The sequence below is a fragment of the Nannocystis punicea genome (assembly GCF_026965555.1).
Lineage (GTDB): Bacteria > Myxococcota_A > Polyangia > Nannocystales > Nannocystaceae > Nannocystis > Nannocystis punicea.
Window position 1 is genome coordinate 5,657,384 of record NZ_CP114040.1, and the last position, 22,823, is coordinate 5,680,206.

Annotated in this window: 14 protein-coding genes; 8 read left to right on the plus strand and 6 right to left on the minus strand. The window is 72.6% G+C overall.

Annotation, left to right across the window (positions count from 1 at the left end; translation table 11 throughout):
• Positions 1 to 81: 81 nt before the first annotated feature.
• Together O0S08_RS21810 and O0S08_RS21815 are read right to left on the minus strand one after the other, a co-directional pair.
• Complete coding sequence (locus O0S08_RS21810) at positions 82 to 1,704, minus strand: GDYXXLXY domain-containing protein (protein ID WP_269041134.1); 1,623 nt, start codon at positions 1,702 to 1,704, stop codon at positions 82 to 84.
• The gene (locus tag O0S08_RS21815; protein ID WP_269041135.1) at positions 1,701 to 2,687 is read right to left on the minus strand and encodes a DUF2157 domain-containing protein; all 987 of its coding nucleotides are present in this window, start codon (positions 2,685 to 2,687) and stop codon (positions 1,701 to 1,703) included. Before O0S08_RS21815 ends, O0S08_RS21810 begins: the two co-directional genes overlap by 4 nt.
• Before the next feature lie 936 nt (positions 2,688 to 3,623).
• Between O0S08_RS21815 and O0S08_RS21820 the strand changes: the two genes are divergently transcribed.
• Entirely contained in the window at positions 3,624 to 5,180 is a 1,557-nt protein-coding gene (locus O0S08_RS21820; RefSeq protein WP_269041136.1) for a right-handed parallel beta-helix repeat-containing protein, read from the plus strand.
• A gap of 80 nt (positions 5,181 to 5,260) precedes the next feature.
• Here the strand turns inward: O0S08_RS21820 and O0S08_RS21825 are convergent, their stop codons facing one another.
• On the minus strand, positions 5,261 to 5,659 hold the full coding sequence (locus tag O0S08_RS21825) for a glycine cleavage system protein H (RefSeq protein WP_269041137.1): 399 nt from the start codon (positions 5,657 to 5,659) through the stop codon (positions 5,261 to 5,263).
• A 60-nt stretch (positions 5,660 to 5,719) separates the two neighbouring features.
• Positions 5,720 to 6,298: a TM7S3/TM198-like domain-containing protein gene (locus O0S08_RS21830; RefSeq protein WP_269041138.1), complete on the minus strand. Its 579-nt coding sequence runs from the start codon at positions 6,296 to 6,298 to the stop codon at positions 5,720 to 5,722.
• Positions 6,299 to 6,606: 308 nt separating this feature from the next.
• Here O0S08_RS21830 and O0S08_RS21835 point away from each other — a divergent pair, with 308 nt between their 5' ends.
• The 4 genes from O0S08_RS21835 to O0S08_RS21850 all read left to right on the plus strand — a co-directional run bounded on the left by O0S08_RS21835 (position 6,607) and on the right by O0S08_RS21850 (position 15,615).
• On the plus strand, positions 6,607 to 7,944 hold the full coding sequence (locus tag O0S08_RS21835) for an efflux RND transporter periplasmic adaptor subunit (protein WP_269041139.1): 1,338 nt from the start codon (positions 6,607 to 6,609) through the stop codon (positions 7,942 to 7,944).
• Positions 7,941 to 11,150, plus strand: coding sequence for an efflux RND transporter permease subunit (locus O0S08_RS21840; protein ID WP_269041140.1), 3,210 nt, complete (start codon positions 7,941 to 7,943; stop codon positions 11,148 to 11,150). The genes O0S08_RS21835 and O0S08_RS21840 overlap by 4 nt, the downstream gene beginning before the upstream one ends.
• A 34-nt stretch (positions 11,151 to 11,184) precedes the next feature.
• Positions 11,185 to 14,661, plus strand: coding sequence for an efflux RND transporter permease subunit (locus tag O0S08_RS21845; protein ID WP_269041141.1), 3,477 nt, complete (start codon positions 11,185 to 11,187; stop codon positions 14,659 to 14,661).
• 96 nt (positions 14,662 to 14,757) lie between these two features.
• Positions 14,758 to 15,615: a PAS domain-containing protein gene (locus O0S08_RS21850; RefSeq protein ID WP_269041142.1), complete on the plus strand. Its 858-nt coding sequence runs from the start codon at positions 14,758 to 14,760 to the stop codon at positions 15,613 to 15,615.
• 335 nt (positions 15,616 to 15,950) lie between these two features.
• Here O0S08_RS21850 and O0S08_RS21855 read toward each other — a convergent pair whose 3' ends face one another.
• Positions 15,951 to 17,861 carry a hypothetical protein gene (locus O0S08_RS21855; RefSeq protein ID WP_269041143.1) on the minus strand — a complete coding sequence of 637 codons (1,911 nt, stop codon included), beginning with the start codon at positions 17,859 to 17,861 and terminating at the stop codon, positions 15,951 to 15,953.
• Positions 17,862 to 17,919: 58 nt separating this feature from the next.
• On the minus strand, positions 17,920 to 18,267 hold the full coding sequence (locus O0S08_RS21860) for a PilZ domain-containing protein (RefSeq protein ID WP_269041144.1): 348 nt from the start codon (positions 18,265 to 18,267) through the stop codon (positions 17,920 to 17,922).
• Positions 18,268 to 18,445: 178 nt separating this feature from the next.
• Here O0S08_RS21860 and era point away from each other — a divergent pair, with 178 nt between their 5' ends.
• From era to O0S08_RS21875, 3 genes are all read left to right on the plus strand, one after another.
• Positions 18,446 to 19,423, plus strand: coding sequence for a GTPase Era (era, locus tag O0S08_RS21865; RefSeq protein WP_269041145.1), 978 nt, complete (start codon positions 18,446 to 18,448; stop codon positions 19,421 to 19,423).
• The gene (der, locus tag O0S08_RS21870; RefSeq protein ID WP_269041146.1) at positions 19,420 to 20,892 is read left to right on the plus strand and encodes a ribosome biogenesis GTPase Der; all 1,473 of its coding nucleotides are present in this window, start codon (positions 19,420 to 19,422) and stop codon (positions 20,890 to 20,892) included. The genes era and der overlap by 4 nt, the downstream gene beginning before the upstream one ends.
• Before the next feature lie 198 nt (positions 20,893 to 21,090).
• Positions 21,091 to 22,752 carry a vWA domain-containing protein gene (locus O0S08_RS21875; RefSeq protein WP_269041147.1) on the plus strand — a complete coding sequence of 554 codons (1,662 nt, stop codon included), beginning with the start codon at positions 21,091 to 21,093 and terminating at the stop codon, positions 22,750 to 22,752.
• Positions 22,753 to 22,823: the final 71 nt, after the last annotated feature.

Sequence of the window (22,823 nt, forward strand, 5' to 3'; positions counted from 1 at the left end):
GAGAGAATCACCGATCGAGGGCAGGGGCAGCGTCCGGCGCTGCGCAGTGTTCCGCGTCCGTGATGGAGCACCGAGCGGACCTCAGCGGTCGTGCAGGCGGGTGCCGAGCGGGCGGCGGGCCTCGTCGCGCAGGCCGATGAGGACGCTGTCGCCGGCCTCGGCGACGGCGAGCTCGCCGTAGCGGGCGGCCTCGAGCTCTTGGCCCTCGCCTTCGGGGAACAGGAACGTCTCGGCGCCGAAGCTGACCGCCTCGCCGCGCTTGTGGTAGCGCAGGCGCAGCTCCCCTGGCGCCAGCGCGCGGCCGTCGTCGACGCGGACGAACTGCGCCACGTCGTCGGCGTCGCGGGTGACGATCAGCGCGCCGCGCGGGGCCATGGCCTCGATGTTGGGCAGCGCGGCCAGCTCGTAGCGCAGCTCCATGTAGTCGCCCTGCATGAGCGAGCGCGGGTCGACGGGCCTGAGGCGCAGCAGCACCGTCTCGCCCGCCGACAGCACCTGCTCCTTCTGCGTCACCACCCAGCCGGGGATCGCCAGACCCAGCCCGAGCGCCAGCGACAGCCAGCGCAGGTCGGCCATGCGCGCCGCCAGCGGGCGGGCCTGGACCTCGCGCGGCCGGACGGCCCTGCGCCGCAACAGCCCCGCGAGCAGCAGGAACAACACGCCCTGGCTGACGGCCACGATCGACTTGCTGAGCAGCGTCGAGCCGTGCTCGTAGTACCAGAAGAACAGGAAGCCGCCGATCGCCGTCAGGCCGAACAGGCGCAGGCTGTGGCTGCCGCGCAGCTGCCCGAGGAGCAGCAGCGTCAGTCCGGCGCTCAGACCCGGCGTGTCGAGGCCCAGCAGCGCGGTCAGCCAGATCCCGACCAGCGCGGCCGCCAGCGCCCGCCCGCGCAGCTCCGGCCGCTCGCGCCCCGCCTGGACCATCAGCCAGGTCGACAGCGCCGCCCAGCCGGCCGACAGCGCCATCGCCTCGACCGCCCAGCTCCCGAACAGCATCGGCAGCGCGTCCGAAGCTCGGCTCCCGTGGCGGCCGCCGGCGCCGATCGTGATCGGCCCCCACACCGCCAGCGGCAGCGCGTAGGCCAGCGGCTGCCACAGCCGGCCGAGCCGGGCGGACAGCGGCGCCTGCAGCACCCACAGGCCGCAAATACATGTCCCGAGGAACAGGGCCAGAAGACCATGTCCGAAAGCGCCGACGTGCAGCTCGGCCGCCAGCACCAGCAGGGCCCCGGCGCCGACCAGGATGGAGGCGACGCCGATGGCGAGGTCGCGGACCAGCCAGACCGTGACGGCCTGGAGGAGGATCGTCGCCACGCACAGGGCCTCGTCGTCGCCGACGACCTCGCTCAGGCTGACGAGGATCAGGATCTGGCCGCCGATGGTGGCGATCCAGCGCAGCTGCAGCTCGAGCAGGCTGGCCGAGCCGCGCGCGAGCGCTGCGGCCAGGCCGAGGCCCGTCGCGCCGAGCGCGAGGCCGAGCGGCACGACCTCCGTGATCTCCATCTCCACGAGGAAGATCGCCAGCAGCAGCGCGCCCAGCCACACCGACACCGAGGCGCCGGCCTGCTGCAGCCGCAGGCCCTCGCCCGTCAGCCCGGCGAGGGCGTCGCGGGCCCGCTTGCCCAGCGGCGTCGCGGCGTCGAGCGCAGCGCGATCGACCAGGCCCTCGTCGGCCAGCTGCTCGAGCAAGCCTCGCGTGCTCACGCCGCGTCCTCCCCTCGCGAGCGGCGGGCGCGGAACCACTCGCCGCCGACGTAACCCTGCACGCTGAGGAGCAGGCCCATGATCAGGAGGCCGCCGACCTTGGCGTTGAGCACGTCGAACACCAGCTTGCCCTCGGCCACGGTCAGCAGGCCGAACAGCGCGGCGACGCCGAGCCGCTCGAGGCCGAAGTCGCCGATCCGGCGGCCGAGCTGCAGCATCACGACCGGCTGGGCCAGCGCCAGCAGCAGCGCCAGCGGCTGTCCCGAAGGCCAGCCGTCGATTCCGATCGCGGTCGCCCCGTGGGCGAAGCCGATGCACCAGCCGAGCCCCAGCGCGACCGCGCCGATCGCATCGCTCGCGCCGCGGCCGGCCCGGCGGTGCAGCCCCAGCGCGGTCAAGGCCGCGCCGCCGGCCAGGCTGACCCAAAGGCCAGGTGTAGCGAACGGGTGGCTGCCGAGCGCCTGACCGATCCACAGATAGGTCGTGACCACTGCCAGCAGGAGCGCAGTGATCCACGCGCCGACGAACCGGGTCGCCAGGGCGTAGCCCGCCAGCACCGCCGACCAGGCGAGGAACAGCTCGAACGCGTCGGCGCCGGTCTGGTAGACCTGGCCGACCAGGGCCAGGAGCGGCCCGAACAGCAGGCCGCCGGCCAGCGCCGCCGCGCGCCCGCTGAGCCTGTCGAGGCCGATCCAGCCGCCCGCGAGGGTCGCAGCGGCCATCGCCGCGGCCGCCAGGCCGATCCGCGTCTGCGGCGAGAACACGTCCCAGTTGGCGGCGACGAAGAAGATCGCGCCGGCCACCACGAGCACCGTGCCGAGGATGATCAGGTGGAAGCGCGCGAACCGGTACCACGCGTCGGCCGTGGGCTTGCGGCCGATGAGCTCGAGGCCGCGCTCCAGGGCCGCGGGCTCCAGCACGCCGGCCGCCGCGAGCGCGTGCAGGCGAACGGCGAGCGGCGGACCGGCGAGCGGGTCGGACACGCGGGCGACCTTAGCACGCCGATCTGCGGTCGGCGACAGCCCGCGTGGGACGAGGACGGTGCGTCGTCTCCATCGAGCGAGGCCGTGGGGGCGCCAGCGGGCGCGCGCTGACCTGGCGCAAGGGACATGTCCACGCGTGGAGCGCTGCGGGCCCCGAGCCGTACCGGCGGCCGGGGCTCGCGGAGAGCGACGTTCCGGCGCCGGCGGGCGCGAGCGCTCGAGCTTCGGAGAGCGCCGTGCAGCGGCGTGCGCGGTGCATGCTGCGGCCTCCGGGGATCTCCAGGGCCCCGAAGGTCAGCTTCAAGATGTCGCAAGGGACAGGTCGGACGGGCCCGCGCCGCGCACCTCGTTTCGCGGCGTGAGGCGGTGAAGGGTGGCTGTCGGGCGCTCCTGCGCTCGTTCGTTTCAAGATGTCTCAAGGGACATATCATCACCGAGAAGCGATGTGCGCGGCGGACGTCCTCGCGGCGTGACGGTCGCTGCCGCGCGCTCCTGCGCCGCTTCGGTTCAGCATGTCCTAAGGGACATGTAATCGTCGCGCAGAGAGGTGCGCGGCGCAGGTCCTCGCGGCGTGACGGTCGCTGCCGCGCGCTCCTGCGCATCTCGTTTTCAGCATGTCCCAGGGGACATATCGTCGCCGCGAAGCGGTACGCGGGACGGTCGCCGTCCTGCCAGCCGATCTCAATGTGTCGCAAGGGACAGGTCGCCGCCGCGAAGGGACGTGCGCGGCGGGTCCATCGCGGTGACGTTCGCTGCCGCGCGCTCCTGCGCCTTCACATGTCTCGACGGACAGGTCGTACCTCGCCCGAGACGATGGCCGCGGTGCAGCGGCCGCGGCGGTGGTGCCTGAAGTCCTCGCTCTCCCGCCGCAGATCGGGCCGAACATTGCATCGTCCGCGGGTGCCCCGACGGCCGCGCCCGGGTTATCGTGGCCGCATGCGACCCGCGATGACGGCATCCTTGCTGACCGCGCTGGCGCTCGTCGGGTGCGGCGGCGAGAAGGGCGACACCCTCGACACCGACACCGGGACGAGCGAGGCCGGCTCGACCACCGCGACCACGGACAGCGGCACCACGAGCACCTCGAGCGCCACCGACCCGACCGAGGCGCCGCCGACCTCGACGTCGTCGACCGCCTCGACCTCGACGACCCCCGGCACCAGCACCACCGAGGCCGCGACCACCGACGGGCCCGACACCGGCCCCGGTCCCATGCCGGCCTGCGGCGACGCCTCCCACTTCGCCACCTTCAAACAACCCACGACGCTGATCCACGTGGCGCCCGACGGGGCCGACGGGCCCGACTGCGGCGCCGAGGCGTCGCCGTGCCAGACCCTCGAGGCGGCCGCGCAGAAGGTCACGCCGGGCGCCGGCATCCGCCTGCACCCCGGTACCTACGCCCCCGACGTCTTCCTCAGCGATCTCGCGGGCACCGCCGACGCGCCGATCTGGATCGGCGGCGAACCGCTCGGCGAGCGCCCGCTCATCACCGGCGGCGGCGAGGCCCTGCACCTGTCGCGCGTCCGCCACCTGGTCCTGCACGACCTCGAGATCGCCGAGGCGGGCAGCAACGGCGTCAACGTCGACGACGGCGGCGCGGTCGACGATCCCGAGGCGACCCGCTTCGTCGCGTTCGAGCGCCTCTTTATCCACGACATCGGCGACGGCGGCAACCAGGACTGCCTCAAGCTGTCGGGCCTCAACGACTTCTGGGTGCTCGACAGCCAGTTCGAGCGCTGCGGCGGGGGCGGCAGCGCGATCGATCACGTCGGCTGTCACCACGGCCTGCTCGTCGGCAACTGGTTCGCCGAGAACGGCGGCAACGCGGTCCAGGCCAAGGGCGGCAGCGAGGACATCGAGATCCGCGGCAACACCATGCTCGACTGCGGCCAGCGGGCGGTGAACATGGGCGGCTCGACCGGCTTCGAGTTCTTCCGCCCGCCGCTGACGATGAACGGCACCAACGCGGAAGCCCGCGACATCCGCGTGATCGCCAACGTGATCGAGGGCGGCGAGACGCCGCTGGCGTTCGTCGGCTGCGTCGACTGCTTGGCGGCCAACAACACCATCATCCGCCCGCAGCACTGGCTGCTGCGGATCCTGCAAGAGACGGTGTCGAACCAGGAGTTCACGTTCGCGCCGGCGTCGGGCGGCCGGTTCGTCAACAACCTCGTGGTGTTCGACCGCGCCGCGATCTCGACGTACGTCAACATCGGCGGCAACACTGCGCCGGAGACGTTCACCTTCACGACCAACCTCTGGTTCGCCGCCGACGCGCCCGACCAGTCGAGCCCGGCCGGCGACCTCCCGGTCGCCGAGACCGACCCGATCACCGGCGTCGATCCGCAGCTCGTCGACCTCGCTGCGGACTACCACCTCACGCCCGGCGGCCCCGCCGTCGGCTCGGGCACGCCGCTGCCCGAGCTCACGGGCGACCGGGAATTCGGCTGCTGGTCCGAGCCGCCGAGCCGCGGGGCCTTCGAGCTGAAGTGACCTGTCCCTCGGGGCAGATCACTCGTGGTTCCGAGACATGAACTTCAGGACAGGCGACGTGGCCTGCCCCGAAGGACAGGTCACACGCAGGCCGCCGCGGTCTTGAGCAGCTCGCTGTAGGCCTCGGCGTCGAGCAGGGCGGTGAACTCGCTGAGGTCGGGCGGGCGCACCGCGATCATCCAGCCCTCGCCGTAGCAGTCGTCGTTGATGGTGGCGGGCGCGAGGTCGAGGCCCTCGTGGACGCGGACCACTGCGCCGCTCAGGGGGGTGAACAGCTCGATCTCCGCCTTGGCGCTCTCGAGCACCGCGAAGCACTGGCCGGGCGCGAGCTCGTCGCCGGGCTGGACGCGGAGGGCGAAGTCGGTGATCTCGCCGAGCTGATCGAGGGCGCGAGCGCTGATCCCGACGAGCACGCTGTCCCCGGCGAGTTCGGCCCAGACGTGGTTGCGCGCGTAGCGACGGGGATGGATGGGGGGCATCGGGACCGCGTTATCCCACGCTGGCCTTGCGCCAGCAACGGCCCTGGAGGCCGGACACGGCTAGCGGCGCGCGGTCGTGGCGAGCTGCACTGCGATCCCGAGCAGGGCCAGCGCGGCCCACGCGACGACCTCCGGGACCGCGTCGGGGAGGGCACCTGTCCACGGCAGCGCGGTGAGGTCGGTCAGCCAGCGGACGGGGCTCTCGGCCATCACCTCGGCGCTGCGCACCACCAGGGCGGCGCCCGTGATCGCGGTGGCGACGATGAGCACCACCCGCGACACCACCACGCTGGCGCTGCCGGCCACGCAGGCCAGGAGCAGCTGGACCTGCCACGAGACCCCGCCGACCACCGGCGCCGCGGCCCAGGTCAGCAGCAACGCCGCGACCGCGCCGATCGCGAACACGCCGATCCGGAAGTACGCCAGCGCCGCGCCGAGAGCGAGCAGGCCGGCGCCGACCTGCATCAGGCTGGCCGTGAGGACCTGTCCCGGAAACCAGATCGCGGCCAGGGCGGCGCCGGCGCCGACCCCGAACACGAGGCCGTAGAGGCCGAGCACCAGCGGGAACAACCTGTAACCGGCGATGCAGTGCACGAGCCCCACGAGGAGCGCGACGACGGGGGGCAGACCGAGCGGCACCGGCGGACCCTAGCGACCGCGACCGGGCAGGGCAAAATAACTGCCGGTCGGGGGTCGCAGCGCCGATCTTCGCCTGCGGTCCTTCCGGAGGCGCCCGGGTAGGTGTTGGCCCGCAGCCGGGCCCCTCCGCGTCGAGCTCGCTCGAGGTGGATGGACGGGCCTGGTCGCGACCCCTTCGTCACGCGGCCGCCGCCACGCCGAGTTCACACCGGGCTCGGGTCAGGATGTTTCACCGTTCGCTGCGAGGACGGACACATCGCCGGTTCGCCCTCGCCGCCGGCGGTCGTGGTATGGCAAAACTCAGCGCCATGCGCTCCTTCCTGCTCCTCGCACTCCTGGCAGTGACCCCGCTCGCCTGCGGCGGCGAGGCGGGGGCCGGCGGTCCCGGGGGTCCGGGCGGCCCCGGCAAGGGTCGGCGCGGCGGCGAGGCCGAGGCCCTCGCGGTCGCGGTCACGACCCTGTCGCCGGCGACCATCGAGCGCCACTACCGCGGCGCGGGCACGCTGCGGGCCCTGCGAGCCGCCGACCTGGTGGCGCTGCAGCCCGGCGTGGTGCTCGAGCTGCGGGCCGAGGAGGGCGACAGCGTCGCCGAGGGCCAGCTGCTGGCCCGCCTCGACGGCCGCGCCTATCAGCTGCAGGCCGCGCGCGACAAGCTCAGCGCCCAGAACGCGGCCAAGGAGCTGCAGCGGCTCGAGCAGCTGACCGGCCTGTTGTCGCGCGAGGAGCTCGACAAGCAGCGCTACGCCGCCGAGTCGGCGCTGGCCAGCGCCCAGGTGTCGCGTCACCAGGCCTCGCAGACGACCGTCTCGGCCCCGTTCGCCGGCACCATCACCCGCCGCCACATCGACGTCGGCAACCTCGCCACCACCTCCAAGTCGCTGTTCACGATCGCCGACCTCAGCGCCCTCGACCTCGAGCTGCACGTGCCCGAGCGCGAGGCGAGCGCGGTCCAGGCCGGCGCGCCGGCCACGATCGAGCTGCAGGACGGCAGCACCTTCGAGGCCCGGGTCGAGCGGCGCGCGCCGGTGGTCGACCCGCTGACCGGCACCGTGAAGTTCGTCGTCCGCGCCCGCAGCTTCCCCGCCGGCGCAGTGCCCGGGGCGTTCGCGCGCGCGACCCTGCGCGTGGCAGTGCGCGAGTCGACCCCCAGCGTGCCCCGCAGCGCGATCGTCGAGGTCGAGGGCAAGCCGCACGTGTACGTGGTCGAGGACGGGCGCGCCCGCCGGCGCCCGGTCGAGCTCGGCCTGGTCGGCGAGGAGCGAGCGGAGATCCGCGGCGGCGTGGCCGAGGGCGCCCAGATCGTCGTCGACGCCGGCACCGGCATCGCCGAGGGCATGCCCGTGCGCGCGATCGCCGAGGCCGACGGCAAGGCCGGCAAGCGCGACGGCAAGGGCGGGGCCGAGGCGGCAGTAGCGAGCCCGACGGGCCAGGCCGAGGCCAAGGCGGCGGGAGCGAGCCCGACGGGCCAGGCCGAGGCGCCGGCCATCGCCGCGCCGGCCGAGGTGTCCGCCGGGGCAGGTCCGCCGGGGCAGGTCCCCGAGGCCAGGTCCGAAGAGACAGGCGCGAAGGGGCAGGTCCCCGAGGCCAGGGCGCAAGAGACAGGTCCGAAGGGGCAGGCGGCCGCGGCGGCGCCAGGGGGCCGGTGACGGGCGAACCGCGGCAACGCGGCATGGTGGCCGGCGCGGTCGGGCGGCCGGTCACGACCACGATGGTGCTGGTCGCGCTGGTCGTGTTCGGCCTGGTGGCGCTGACGCGGCTGCCGCTGGCGCTGCTGCCGGACCTCAGCTACCCGAGCGTCACCGTTCGCACCGAGATGCCGGACGCGGCCCCGCAGGAGGTCGAGGAGCTGCTGACGCGGCCGGTCGAGGAGCTGGTCAGCGCGGTCCCGGGGGTGGTGCAGGTCGAGTCGGTCTCGCGCGAGGGCACCAGCGAGGTCGTGCTCGACTTCGGCTGGGGCACCGACATGGACCGCGGGCTCGACGACGTGCGCGAGAAGCTCGACCGCGTGGTCCTGCCGACCGGGGTGCAGCGGCCGGTGGTGCTGCGCTACGACCCGTCGCAGGAGCCGATCCTGCGCCTGGCCCTGGTCTCGAAGGACAACATGCGCCCGGCCGAGCTGTGGGAGCTGGCCGACCGCCGGGTCAAGCGCGCGCTCGAGAAGATCCCAGGGGTCGCGGCGGTGCAGATCCACGGCGGCGACAAGGAGGAGATCCGCGTCGAGCTCGACCCGCAGCGGCTGTCCGCCATGCGCGTGACCGCCGACGAGGTCGCCCAGGCGATCCGCCGCGACAACGTCAACCGCCCCGGCGGCGCGCTGTCGGAGCAGAAGAGCCGCTACCTGCTGCGCACCGTCCACGAGGCCCGCGCCCCGGCCGAGCTCGAGGAGGTCGTGGTCCGCAGCCAGAACGGCGCCGAGCTGCGCCTGCGCGACGTCGCCGACGTCGCCCGCGTGCCGGTCGAGCGCGAGGAGCTGGCGCTGGTCGGCGGCCGCGAGGCGGTCGAGCTGGCCGTCTACCGCGAGGGCGACGCCAACACCGTGGCGGTCTCGCGGGCGGTCCAGACGGCGCTGCCCGAGCTGCACCTCGGGACAGGCCAGAGCGTGCTCGTCCTCAGCGACCAGGCCGCCTTCATCGAGTCGGCGATCGCCGAGGTCCAGAGCAACACCCTGCTCGGCGGCGCCCTGGCGGTGCTGGTCCTGCTGTTCTTCCTCCGCGACCTGCGGGCCACCCTGGTCATCGCCGCGGCCATCCCGATCTCCCTGCTCGTCACCTTCGTGCCGCTGCAGATGCTCGGCGTCAGCCTCAACCTGATGAGCCTCGGCGGCCTGGCGCTCGGCGTCGGCATGCTGGTCGACAACAGCATCGTCGTGCTCGAGTCGATCGCCCGCGTCCGCGAGCGCGACCCCCACGGCGCCGCCGGGGCCACCGCGGTCCGCGGGGCCACCGAGGTCGCCGCCTCGGTCGTCGCGTCCACGCTGACCACCGTCGCGGTGTTCCTGCCGATGGCCTTCGTCGAGGGCGTCGCCGGCCGCCTGATCCGCGACCTGGCCTACACCGTGTCGCTCAGCATCCTCTCGTCGATGTTCGTCAGCCTGACCCTGGTGCCGGTGCTGCAGAGCCTCGGCGGCGGGGCAGGGGCGGGCGACGACGGCCCGCCGCCGCCGCGCTCGCTGGTCGCCTGGCTGCTGGCCCCGTTCGCGCTGGTGTTCCGCGGCCTGCGCCTTGCGACATGGGCGATCGGACATGTCCTTCGGGTCCTGACCGCGCCGCTGACCGCGGCCTACGCGGGGGTCGAGCGCGCCTACCCGCGGCTGCTCAAGGGGGCGCTGCGCTGGCGCTTCACCGTGGTGGCGCTGGCGGTGGCGCTGTGCGTGATGGCGTTCCAGCAGCTGCAGGGCCTCGGCAGCACGCTGCTGCCGGAGATCCAGCAGGGCGAGTTCTTCGTCCAGATCTCGCTGCCGCAGGGCAGCTCGTTAGGGCGCACCGCCGACGTCGCCCGCCGGGTCGCCGCCGCGGTCGAGCGCGACGAGGCGGTCGCGCAGGTGTTCGCCCGCGTCGGCAGCATGACCGCCGGCGACAGCGCCACCGGCACGGTCGCCGGCACCCACCTGGCCCAGGTCAACGTCCGCCTGCACCCGGGCCTGCCGGCGCCGGAGGAGGCCGCGCTCGAGGAGGCGCTGATGCTGGCGATGGCCGGCGCCGCCGGCGACCCGGAGGCCACCCTGCGGCTCGGCCGCCCGGCGCTGTTCTCGTTCGATGCCCCGATCGAGGTCCGGATCTTCAGCGAGGAGCCCGAGCGCGCGATCGCCCACGCGCTCGCGCTCCTGCCCGACCTCCGCGCCATCGAGGGCCTCGCCGACGTCGCCCCCGACGACCTCGCCGGCCGCCCCGAGGTCCGCGTCGACTTCGACCGCGAGCGCCTCAGCCGCCTGAACCTCGGCGTCGACGCGGCCGCGCTCGCGGTCCAGCGCGCAGTCCAGGGCGAGATCGCGACCAAAATGCACGCGGCCGACCGGCAGCTCGACGTCCGCGTCCAGCTGCCGCACGTCGACCGCACCCGCGCCGCCGACGTCGGCAAGATCGCGGTGGCCGTGATCGGCGACGTCCCGGTCACCGTGGCCGCGGTCGCCGACCTGGTCGAAGGGACAGGCCCCGCCGAGATCCGTCACCTCGACGGACGTCGCGGCCTGCGGATCCGCGCCCGCCTCACCGGCGAGGACCTCGGCGCAGTGGCCCTCTGCGTCGAGGACGTCCTCGCCGAGCACGACCCCGGCGACGGCCGCGTCCAGGCCGAGCTCGGCGGCCAGGCCGAGTCGCTCGGCGGCTCGATGAAAAGCATGATGTTTGCGGCACTTATCGCCGTGTTCCTCATCTACGTGGTGATGGCCTCGAGCTTCGAGAGCCTGCATCACCCGCTGCTGATCATGGGCACCGTCCCGCTCGCGGTGGTCGGGGTCGCCTGGGCCTGCGTGCTCACCGACACCCCGATCTCGGCGATGGTCGGGATGGGGGCCATCATCCTCGGCGGCATCGTCGTGAACAACGCGATCGTCCTGGTCAACACCGTCAACTACCGCCGCGGCCAGGGCATGGAGGTCGGCCCGGCGCTGATCGAGGCCGGCCGGCTGCGGCTGCGGCCGATCGTCATGACCACGGCCACGACCGTGCTCGGCCTGTTGCCGATGGCGGCCGGCGTCGGCGACGGCGCGGCCCTGCGCCAGCCGCTCGCGGTCACGGTCATCGGCGGCCTGACCGCGGCGACCCTGCTGACCCTGGTCGTGATCCCGTGCCTGTACAGCCTGCTGCCGGGCAAGCGCCAGGACGCCTGGGCCGACATGGCGGGGGAGGACTGACGTGGGCGCGGACCGACGGCCTGGCACGGAGGACATGTCCCCCAACGCAGGTCCGATCGGCCCTGGCCCCGAGGACATGTCCGCGAAGGCAGGCCCGCAGATCGCCGGCCGCGCCAGCCTGTCCGACCTCGCGCTCGACCGCCCGGTGATGATCGGGATGCTGCTGCTGGCGATCCTGGTCCTCGGCGCGATCGCCACCGCCCGCCTGCCGCTGGCGTTCCTGCCGGCCGGCGGCACCGCCCGCGTGTCGCTGCGCATCAACCTCCAGCGCACCAGCCCCGAGCTGGTCGAGCGCGAGATCATCCGCCCGGTCGAGGAGGCGATGGCCGGCCTGCGCGGCCTGCAGCGGATCCAGGTCGGCAGCGGCGGCTGGGGCGTGCGCGTCAACCTCGAGTTCGTCGCCGGCACCGACATCGCCGCCCGCAAGGCCGAGATCCGCGAGCGCTTCGACCGGATCCGCGGGACCCTGCCGGACGCGATCACGCGCGTCACCCTCGACTCGTGGGGCCGCTCCGACGACGCGGTGGTCAAGCTGCGCCTCGCCAGCGACAGCGACCTGACGCGCTCCTACGACCTGATCGAGCGCCACGTGGTGCGGCCGATCGAGCGGATCCCCGGGGTCTCGCGCGTCGAGCTCGAGGGCGTCGAGCCGCGCGAGCTCGAGGTCGCCCTCGACCTCGAGGCCCTGCGCCGCGCCGGCGTGTCGGCCCAGGCCGTCAGCGCCGCCGTGCGCGAGGCCCGGCAGGGCCGCAGCCTCGGCGTCCTGCGCGAGGACGCGACCCAGCCGGGCGTCCGCGCCCCGCCGGTCGACGCCGATCCGCAGGCGTTCGCCGCCCTGCCGGTGGCCCGCACCCGCGGCGCGCCGGCCAGCACGACCGCCGCCACCACCGCGCCGCGCGCCACGACCCCGATCGCTAGCGCCGCGTCTTCGGCTGCCTCTTCGAGCATGTCCTCCGGGACATCTACGAACGCCGCCCCCGCCGTCTCGGCCACCGCGCCGCTGGCGGCCCAGGGCCCGCAGGGGATCGGGGCGCGCTCGAACACCGCCAGCGTCGGCCCGGGCGTCTACACCAGCACGCCGATCGGCGCAGGCGTCGCCGCGGCCACCGCCTCGGCCGTCGGCCAGACCGGCGCGACGCCGCCGGCGCGGGTCGGCGAGGTCGCGCGGGTCGAGGTCCACCCGCGAGAGAACCGCAACTTCCGCAGCCTCGACGGCCGCCTGGGCGTCGATCTTTCGGTCTACGCCGACGCCGGCGCCAGCCCGGTCGACGTCGCCCACGCAGTCAACGGCGTCGTCGAGGAGCTGCAGGCCAGCCCGCGGCTCGGCGGGATCTCGGCGGTCGTCTACCACGACCAGGGCAAGATCATCCTCAAGACCCTGGCCGACCTGCGCGACACCGGCATCTACGGCGGCGTGCTCGGCGTGGCCATGCTGTGGCTGTTCCTGCGCCGCTGGGGCGTCACCATGGTGGCCGCGCTGTGCATCCCGCTGACGATCCTGGCCACCTGCGGGGTCCTGCTGATCCGCGGCGAGGAGCTCAACTGCATCGTCCTGCTCGGCCTCGTGCTCGGCGTCGGCATGCTGGTCGACAACGCGGTCGTCATCACCGAGGCGATCGAGCTGCAGGCCCAGCGCGGCCTGTCGGCGCGGGCGGCCGTGCGGGCAGGGGGGCGCGAGGTCGGCCTGGCCACCGTCGCGTCGACGCTGTCGAGCGTGATCGTGTTCCTGCCGCTGGTGTTCGGCGACCCGGCCAACCCGATGAGCGCGCTCCTGGCCCCGCTCGGCCTCACCTTCGCCACGGTCCTGCTGTGCAGCCTGTTCGTCAGCCAGACGCTGGTGCCGCTGATCATGCCGACGGTGCTGAAGCGGGGCGGGGTGGCCGAAGGGACAGGTCGCAGCGGGCGCATCCTCGGGCCGCTGACCGCCGGCTACGGGCGCCTGATCGCGCTCACCCTGCGGTTCCGCCGGACCGCGCTGGTGCTCGGCCTGGGCCTGGCCGCGAGCGCGGTGATCCCGACGCGGCTGCTCAACTACAACCTCAGCGACATCGACCCCAAGCCCGACTGGGTCGAGGTCAGCATGCAGTTCGTCGGCAGCCCCGGCTACAAGGACATCGCCGAGCGCGTGCGCGTGGTCGAGGAGGCCATCCTGGCCAAGAAGGACGCCCTCGCGGTCACCCACGTCTCGTGCGCCTACTCGGACTTCTGGGGCCGCTGCGACGTCCACCCGATCGCCCGCGCCGCCTCCGAGGCCGACGCCGAGGCGTTCACCAAGACCGTCAAGCAGGCGCTGCCCGAGCAGGCCGGCGTGCGCTACCTGGTCGGCGAGAACAACCGCGGGCAGATGCGCGGCAACCCCGACCGCCACGAGATCGAGCTGGCGATCAAGGGCGAGGACATGGGTGTCCTCATGGACCTGTCCGAAAAGGCAGCCGCACACCTGCGCGCGACCCTGCCGCGGGGCAGCGCCGACAACCCCGAGGCCGGCGGCGTCGACACCGTCGTCGGCCCCTACGACGAGGGCTCGCGCGAGCTCCACGTCCAGCTCGACGGCGCCCTCCTGCGCCGCTACGACCTGCGCGCCGACGACGTCGCCCGCCTGATCCAGACCGCGTTCCAGGGCACGCCGCTCGGCCAGGTGCGCAGCCCCGAGGGGCAGATCGAGCTGCGCCTGTCGGCCGGCGCGGCCGCGGGCGGGGCAGGGGACGGGCCCACGATCGAGGAGCTGCGCGACCTGCCGATCCCGCTGGCCGACGGCGGCGAGGTCACCGTCGGCGGGATCGCCACGCTCGAGCGCACCCGCAGCCCGTTCTTCATCCAGCGCCTCGACCGCGAGACGCAGGTCAAGGTCAAGGCCCGCTTCTTCACCCCCGATCCGGAGAAGAACCGCGAGCTCGTCAAGAAGGCGATGGAGAGCTTCGTGTTCCCGGCCGGCTACAGCAGCGGCGAGTGGTCGCGCTGGGGTCGTACGCAGCGGTCCAACCTCGAGGTCCTCATCGACCTCGGCCTGTGCCTGCTGCTGGTCTACGCGGTGATGGCCTCGCTGTTCGAGAGCTTCCTGCAGCCGTTCGCGATCCTCGCCACCTGCCTGCTCGGCTGCGTCGGCGCGCCGTGGCTGATGTGGTGGACCGGCACGACCGTCGACACCACGGCGATGATCGGCCTCTTTATCCTGATCGGCATCGCCGTGAACAACGGCATCATGCTGATCGACCGCGCCATCCAGCTGCGCGCCGCCGGCATGGGCCGCGACGCCGCGCTCGCCGCCGCCGGGGCCGATCGCCTGCGCCCCATTTTGATGACGGCCGGGACCACGGTGCTCGGTCTGGTGCCGATGCTGATCCACCACCCCACGCTCGCAGGCGTCTACTATCATGCCATCGCGCTGATCCTCGTCGGCGGACTGGCCTCGAGTACGGTGATGACGCTGGTCTTCCTACCCGCCACGTACAGTTTGATCGACGACCTCGCCCGTGCGGGCCGATCGGTGTGGCGGCGCGTGGCGCGGTGAGCGAAGTCGAGCAACCCCCCGTGTGTGGCCGCCAACGTCCGTCGGCGAGCAAAAAGACCAACCCGGTCGCGGGCGTCGCATGGATGATGAAAGCCCATGCCCGTCTCCGGCCCCGACTCTTCGCCCGACCTGGCGACGCTCCTCGCCGAGAACGCCGCGCTGCGCGAGCGCAACGAGCTGCTCACGGCCGTCATCACGCACTGTCCCGCGGTCATCTTCGTGAAAGACACGGAGGGTCGGCTGGTGGTGTGCAACAGGACCTACGAGCGCCTCGCCGACGCCGAGCCCGGCGGACTGATCGGCAAGACCGACCACGACATCTTCGGCCCCGAGGCCGGGGCGCAGAACCGGACCAACGACCTCCGGGTGTGTGAGACCGGCGCGCCGCAGGAGGTCGAGGAGCTCATCCCGCAGCGCGACGGCATGCACGTCTACATCTCGGTCAAGTTCCCGATCTTCGACGCGGGCGGCCAGCTCTACGGGATCGGCGGGGTCGCCACCGACATCACCGAGCGGCGCCGCGCCGAGGACGAGCGCAACGCGCTGCAGGAGCGGGTCATCGCGGTCCAGCGCTCGGTGCTCGAGGAGCTGTCGACCCCCATCGTGCCGATCGCCGACAACGTGATCGCGCTGCCCCTGATCGGCTCGATCGACCGCGACCGCGGCCGCGCGATCATGCAGGCGCTGCTCGACGGCATCGCCCAGCACCGCGCCCGCGCGGCGATCCTCGACGTCACCGGCGTGCGCTCGATCGACGCCCAGGTCGCCGCCGGCCTCCTGCAGTCGGTCCAGGCCGCCCGCCTGCTCGGCACCCGCGTGCTCGTCACCGGCATCCGCTCCGAGGTCGCCCAGGCGATGGTCGGCCTCGACGCCGACTGGAGCGGCGTCGAGGTCCTCGCCACCATGCGCGAGGCCGTCGCCTGGGTGCTCGGCCGTGGCGCGGCCCACCGGTGAACGGCGTGCGCCTCGGGACATGTGCTCGAGGAAATGTCTCGCAGGGCATGCTCTGAAGCGCATGTCCTGGAGAGCATGGACCGAAGAACATGCGCAGGACGGCATGTTCCAAGGGACATGCAAGGACGGCGGCCGCGAGGCCCGGCTGTCCGTCGGCGACGCGTCCGCCCTCCCGTGCGCGCAGACCCGCCGGCCGGCGCCCCGCGGGGCGATGCCAGCGGGCCGGGCGCGCGACTCCGCGGCCCGCGGGGCCGAGCCGCGGCGAGCGGGCGCGAAACCCTGTCCCGCAGGCCAGGCGTGCGCGGATCGCCGACGCGGTCTCCGGCCGCTCGGCTTCAGCCGCGCACGCGCGAGCGGGTGAACAGCCCGCCGAGGCCGAGCAGGAGCGACAGGCCGCCGACCGCGAGACCTGTCCCGTAGGCCAGGCGCGTGCGGATCGCCGACGCAGCGGTCTCCGGCCGCTCGACGCTGGCGGTCAGGCGCGCCTGCAGCTCCGGGTCCTCGGGGGCGAGCTCGGCCGCGGTGGCCAGCAGCATGCGCCGGCCCTCCTCGGTGGCCGCGAGGTCGGCCTCGGCCAGCAGGGCGTGCACCCGTAGCGCGTCGGCGCGCACAGGATCGGCGTCGTCGAGCAGGGCGGCGCTCTTGCGCCACAGGCGGGCCCCCTGCGCCAGATCGCCGGTCGCGGCGGCCTCGGCGGCGGCCTGCTCGTAGGTCGGCACCAATTCGGCGCGCGCGCTGAGCTCGGGGTCGTCGGCCAGCAGGCGGTCGAGGATCGCGATCGCGGCCGCCCGGTCGGGCTCGCGCAGCGCCGCCGCGATCTCGGCCCGCTCGCGCTCGCGTCGGCCGTCGTCCAGGCGCTGGAAGAACGCCCGCGTCAGCCGCTCCGGCTGGGCCTCGCACACCTCCGCGAGCACGCTGTCGCGCGGGGCCGAGCGGCAGTCGGGCTCGGCCAGGTCGGGGTGATTGGCGGCGATCCGGCTCATGATCGCGATCCGTGCCAGGTCGCGGTAGGTCAGCTGGGCGGCCGACTCGCCGGTGCCGCCGCCGACGAAGCGCAGCAGCTTGCGTTCGGCCCGCGGCGCCGGTCCGGTCACGTAGGTGAAGAAGGCCTCGCGCGCGGCCTCGCGGACCCGCGGGATCGCGGCGTCGACGTAGTCGAGCAGCGGCCCGGCCGCGTCGCCGGGGCGGACCATGCCGTAGGCCGCGAGCAGCTCGGTGAGCCGCGCCGGATCGTCGCCGACGGCCTGCAGCGCCTTGCGCGGGTGGGCCCGGTCCATGCGATCGATCTGGTAGCCGGCGTACTCCGCGGTGCGGTAGGCCACCGAGTCCTTGACCACCTGCGCCTCGCCCTCGTCGGCGGGCAGGGGCGGGCGGATCGAGCGGCGGAGCAGCCCGGGCAGCGCCGGATCGCCGAGGCGGCGGATCGCCCGCCCGACCTCGTCGCGGAACGTGCTCTCGTGCAGGTACGCCGCCGTCAGCAGCGCCTCGACGACCTCGTCGGTGCGGGCCGGTTCGGCGCCGATCGAGGCCGCGGCGCGCAGCAGCGCCGCCTGGATCACGCAGTCGCGGTAGATCGGCCGCAGCAGCTTCGACACCTGCCGCGACGGCAACGCCAGCAGGTCGGTGAACCAGTCCTCGGACAGCTTGATCCCGTGGTGGCCGTGGGCCTTCTTCCACGCCAGCTCGAAGTGCCCGTAGCGGTTCGGCACGTCGCCGCCGATCACCGCCAGCATCGCCTTGTAGTCGGCCTTGCGAGCCGTGCGCGGCGCCAGCATCGCCGCCTGCACCGCCGGCCACAGCGAGGAGGGGGCGGCCGCCAGCGCGCGCGCCAGCGGCCCGAGGTCGCGGTGCGGCCCGTCGCGCAGCGCCGCGATCAGCCCCGCGAGCTCGTCCGCGGTGGTCGGCGGCGCGATCGGCTGGCCCTCGATACCTGGCGCATCGACCCTGTCTGGAAGTTCATGTTCTTCGGGACCTGTCGCTTCGGACTCACGCGGCGGCGCCGGCTTCGACTTCGGCTTGCGCTTCGGCGCGCGGGCGACCTCGGCGTCGTCGACCGGGAGCTCGGCGACGGCCGCGTCGACCTCGCCGTCGGCCAGGGCCGCGGCCTGGGCGAACCACAGCTCGAAGCGGTCGGCCCAGGCCTGGGCCTGCAGCGTGTCGGCCGACGAGCGGGTCAGGACCTCGACCTGCGGCTCACCGGCGCAGGCGGCGACCAGGGTCGAAAGGAGCAGGGCGCGCCGTGGCATGCGGGCTGGGTACCAAGGGCAGGGGAGATCCCCAAATTTGTCACCGCGGGCCCAGGGCTCAGTGCAGCCGGTCCTCGGGGACAGGTGCGCCGATCTCGGGGACGAAGCGGAGGAAGCGCAGACCGGCGCCGGTGAGGGCGCGCAGGCCGTCGTTGCCGGCGTACTGGAGGTAATAGTGGTTCTGAATGCGCGCGATCGCGCAGATCGCCGCCTCATCGCCCGGCATCTGGAAGCGGATGATCACCTTCGTCCGCAGCGGCAGCGGCTCGGGCATCTCGATGAACATGCCGGTCTCCGAGATGTTGCGGGCGACGCACCACTGCTCCCCCACCTCCTCCGAGAAGACCAGTACGGGGAAGACCTTGTCGATCCGCGACGAGCCACGGCGTTCCTGGGCGACACGCATGAGGGGAGGATCGCCGGGTCGGAGTATGAACACAAATATCCTACATGTGTGCCATGGTGCTCCGATAACTACGGCGCGACAGTGTGTTTTCTGCGCGCGTGCGCGAGGTCTGGCCGCCGGTCGCGCCGCGCGCTTGCGTCGGCTCCCGCCATCCCCCATAAAGCCCGGACTTTTGGCCATGGAAACCGATCGAACGCCCGAGTCCGTCGACGAGATGTCCTTTCGGGCAGGTACCGTCGCGCTGTGCGGGCGACCGAACGTCGGCAAGTCGACGCTCCTGAACGCCCTCGTCGGCAGCGACCTCGCCGTCGCCACCCGGTTCCCCCAGACCACGCGCGAGCGCCTGCTGGGCGTGTGGTCCGAGGCGGGCTTCCAGGCGGTGCTGGTCGACACCCCGGGTATCCACCGCGCCAAGTCGGCGCTCAACAAGTTCATGGTCGACGAGGCCCTGCGCGGGGCGCAGTCGGTCGACCTGGTCCTCATGCTCGCCGAGGCGCCGATGCTGGCCGACATCGCTGCGGCCGAGGAGTGGGAGCCGGGCCCTGCCGCCGCCGCGGCGCTGACCTCGATCGCCGCCGCCGGCCGGCCGATCGCCCTGGTCCTCACCAAGTGCGACCGCGTCGAGGACAGGGCGATGCTGCTGCCGATCCTCCGCAAGTGGTCGACGCTGCATCCCTTCACCGCGCTCATCCCGATCAGCGCCACCACCGGCGAGGGCCTGCCGGCGCTGCGCGACCACGTCGTCGCCGCGCTGCCGGTCGCCGAGCCGCTGTTCCCCGAGGATCAGCTGAGCGACCGCGCCGTCCGCTGGCACGCCGGCGAGCGCGTGCGCGCGGCCCTGTTCGACCACCTGCGCGACGAGCTGCCGTACTGCTGCGCCGTCACAGTCGAGTCGTTCAAGGAGCAGCGCAAGCCGCCGCGGGACATCGTCCACGCCAGCGTCCACGTCGAGCGCGAGAGCCAGAAGCCGATGGTCATCGGCCGCGGCGCCGAGACGATCAAGGCCATCTCGATGTCGGCCCGGCGGGCGATCGCCGAGCTGACCGGAAGGCCATGCGAACTCTACCTCGAGGTCAAGGTGACCCCGAATTGGACCCGCGACCCGGCGCTGATGCAGCGCCTCGGCCTGCACGCGCCCGTGGGGGGCCTGTCATGAGCGAGCACGACGACGATCTGGCCGAAGGGCCAGGCGAGGAATTCACCGGCGACGAGCCGGCGCCCAGCGCCGACGCGGGTCGTCGCACCAGCGTGGTAGCGATCGTCGGCCGGCCGAACGTCGGCAAGTCGACGCTCTTCAACCGCCTGGTCGGCGCGCGCAAGGCGATCGTCGAGGACCGCCCGGGCGTCACGCGCGACCGCCTGTACGGCGTCGTCAACCACGACGGCAAGAGCTACGTCATCGTCGACACCGGCGGCCTCGACTTCGACGACGAGTCGCTCGGCGGCCAGATCCGCGTCCAGGCCGAGATCGCGATCGAGGAGAGCGATCTTATCCTGTTCGTGGTCGACGCCTTCGACGGCATCGTCGCCGACGACCGCGAGATCGCCGACATCCTGCGCCGCTCGAGCCGGCCGGTGCTGGTGGTCGTCAACAAGTGCGACAACCCCGAGCGCGAGATCGCGGCCCAGGCCGCGCACGAGCTCGGCTTCCCGATCGTCGCGGTGTCGGCCGCGCACGGGCGCAACGCCGCCGAGCTGCACGACACAGTGCTCGCGCAGGTCCAGCAGCCGGCGCTCGAGGGCGCGATCGCCAGCGCGCTGGTCGGCACCCGCGTCGCCTTCATGGGCCGGCCGAACGCCGGCAAGTCGAGCCTCATCAACGCGCTTCTCCGCGAGCCGCGGGTGATCGTCAACGCCGAGGCGGGCACCACCCGCGACCCGATCGACCTGCCGTTCGAGTTCAACAAGCAGCCGATCGTCCTCATCGACACCGCGGGCCTGCGCCGGCGCAAGCAGATCGAGCGGGCGATGGAGAAGCTGGCCGCGATCAAGGCGATCCGGACGATGGAGCGGACCCAGGTGGTCGCGCTGATCATCGACGCCAGCATCGGCGTCACCGACCAGGATCAGCGGTTGGCCCGCATGGCCCACGAGCGCGGCAAGGGCGTGGTGGTCTGCCTCAACAAGTGGGATCTCGTCGCGCGCGACAAAAAAGCGGCGCACGCGGTGCAGGTTCAGGCCGAGGAGGAGCTTCAGTTCCTCGAGCGGCCCTACATCATCAAGACGTCGATCACCGGCGCCGGGCGCGACGCGGGGCAGGGCCACGCGCGCGGCCTCGGCGAGCTCATGGAAGCTTGCCTGCACACCGCGCGCGCGCTCGGGAAGCACATCTCGACCGCGGATCTCAACGCCGAGCTGGCCGCTGCCGTCGCCGAGCACTCGCCGCCGATGTTCGGGCCAAAACCGGTAAAACTGCTGTTCGCCACCCAGGCGGAGAGCGATCCCCCGCTGATCGTCATCTCTGCCAATCATGGGCGCTGCCTGCCGGCCTCGTACGAGCGCTACCTGTTGCGGCGCTTCCGGACGCGGTGGAACCTGCGGGGCATCCCCGTGCGGCTCGTGGTTCGCGCCCGCGGGCGCACCAACAGCGAGCGGGGCCGGGGCGCGAACAAGACCGCCGAGTAAGTCACGATCGGCGCTTCGAGCTCGCCGTCCCAAATGGGTGACGGCCGGACCCGGATGTGAGGCAACGCCGGGCGCTCGCGCGCGGACGCCAGGCCTCGGCGCTTCTGCCACCTGGAGTGTTCGCGGACTTTACAAGCCGGGGCCACCTTTGCGATGGTAGGGCACACCGTCCACCTCCGGCCTCCCTGGAGAACCCTCATGTCGCGCGTTACTTCCCTGAGTCGTCTCTCGCTCACCGCCGGCGCTGCCCTGGCGCTCACCGCCTGCCTCGAGCACCCGATCAAGAAGGTGCTCTACGACAAGAGCTCCGAGGCGCAAGAGAACGTCGCCATCGCGATCAACAAGGACGTCGACATCCTCTTCGTCATCGACAACTCCGGGTCGATGGCCGACGAGCAGGCCCTGCTCGCCAAGAACTTCGCCGCGTTCATCAACGTGCTCGAGGCGGAGGACGTGAACGCGAACTACCGCATCGGCATCACGACCACCGACAGCGGCAACCCGCGTTGCTCGGGCGCGCTGACCAAGCCCGAGGGCGGCAAGCTGGTGCTGTCGAGCTGTGTCGACCGCGTCGCGCTCGGAGACTTCACCTTCAACATGGAGGACTCCAGCGCGGCCTGCACGAGCGTCTGCGACCTCACCGACGCCCAGCTGCAGATCAAGCCGACCGAGACGCAGTACTCCAACGGCGAGAAGGCGGCGCGCAACTGGATCGAGCGCATCGAGGGGGTCACCAACCTCCCCGACGAAGTCACCACGGTGCAGGCGTTCCAGTGCTTCGGCCCGCAGGGCGTGTCGGGCTGCGGCTTCGAGTCGCACCTCGAGTCGATGTACAAGGCGCTGGCGCTGGCTGGTCAAGAGAGCTCGGCCACCAACTACGGCTTCATCCGCGACACGGCGATCCTCTCGATCGTGTTCATCACGGACGAGCTCGACTGCTCGTACGTCCCGGAGTTCGACGCGATCTTCAAGGACAACAAGGTCTTCTGGGAGAACCCCGACGACCCGAACGCCACCAGCGCGATCTGCTTCAACGCGGGCGTGAAGTGCGAGGGCGCCGGCCCGATGTACAGCAGCTGCCGTTCGGCCAACTACGACATCGACGGCAACGTCGACGTGACCGACGACAAGGCCGTGCTGCAGCCGCTGTCGAAGTACGTCAACTTCGTGCAGAACCTCGAGACGCAGAAGCAGATGTTCGACGTCAACCAGGAGGTCCTGGTCGCGCTCATCGCCGGCGTGCCGCCCGGCTACGAGGACGGCGCCGATATTGTCTACGAGGACGAGCCCGATCCGGCCGAGAACGACCTGTTCGGCATCGGCAAGGGCTGCACCTTCACGCCGATGGGCGGCGAGACGCAGACCGCGATGCCGCCGGTGCGCGAGCGCGAGTTCGCCGAGGCGTTCCAGGTCGGCGGCGACCGCAACCTGTTCTCGATCTGCCAGGACAACTACTCGGCCGCGCTCGAAGCGATCGCCAACAAGATCCGCGACCAGATCAAGCCGGCGTGCATGACGAAGTGCGTCAAGGACATCGATCCGTCGGACGGGGTCCTGCAGCCGAACTGCCAGATCTTCGAGGACAACACCGCCGCCATGACGCGCAACGAGATCCTCCCGTGCGAGGAAGTCGCCGGCGAGTGGATCGCGCCCGCGGGTGAGACGGCGTGCTTCGCCGAGCTCATCGATCCGGCCAACGAGACCCCGAGCATGATCGACAACATGTCGCCGGAGTGCGTGGAGGAGGGCTACAACCTCGAGTTCCTGCTCATCCGCACGGCAGCGGCTCCGGCCGGCACGACCATCTCGGCCGCTTGCGAGCTGTCGCCGAACCCGGGCAACGACTGCCCGATGCTCTGAGCCTGGCTCATTGCTCGAGCGGAAGGCGCTCCCGCCGCGAGGCGAGGGCGCCTTCTTGCTTTCGGGCGCGA

What these genes read in the sequence shown, in the direction of transcription:
- era (WP_269041145.1), top strand. Translation starts at nt 18,446, where the DNA reads ATGGAAACCGATCGAACGCCCGAGTCCGTCGACGAGATGTCCTTTCGG.
- O0S08_RS21860 (WP_269041144.1), bottom strand. Translation starts at nt 18,267, where the DNA reads ATGCGTGTCGCCCAGGAACGCCGTGGCTCGTCGCGGATCGACAAGGTC.
- O0S08_RS21825 (WP_269041137.1), bottom strand. Translation starts at nt 5,659, where the DNA reads ATGCCCCCCATCCATCCCCGTCGCTACGCGCGCAACCACGTCTGGGCC.
- O0S08_RS21855 (WP_269041143.1), bottom strand. Translation starts at nt 17,861, where the DNA reads ATGCCACGGCGCGCCCTGCTCCTTTCGACCCTGGTCGCCGCCTGCGCC.
- O0S08_RS21875 (WP_269041147.1), top strand. Translation starts at nt 21,091, where the DNA reads ATGTCGCGCGTTACTTCCCTGAGTCGTCTCTCGCTCACCGCCGGCGCT.
- O0S08_RS21820 (WP_269041136.1), top strand. Translation starts at nt 3,624, where the DNA reads ATGCGACCCGCGATGACGGCATCCTTGCTGACCGCGCTGGCGCTCGTC.
- O0S08_RS21835 (WP_269041139.1), top strand. Translation starts at nt 6,607, where the DNA reads ATGCGCTCCTTCCTGCTCCTCGCACTCCTGGCAGTGACCCCGCTCGCC.
- O0S08_RS21850 (WP_269041142.1), top strand. Translation starts at nt 14,758, where the DNA reads ATGCCCGTCTCCGGCCCCGACTCTTCGCCCGACCTGGCGACGCTCCTC.
- der (WP_269041146.1), top strand. Translation starts at nt 19,420, where the DNA reads ATGAGCGAGCACGACGACGATCTGGCCGAAGGGCCAGGCGAGGAATTC.
- O0S08_RS21845 (WP_269041141.1), top strand. Translation starts at nt 11,185, where the DNA reads ATGTCCCCCAACGCAGGTCCGATCGGCCCTGGCCCCGAGGACATGTCC.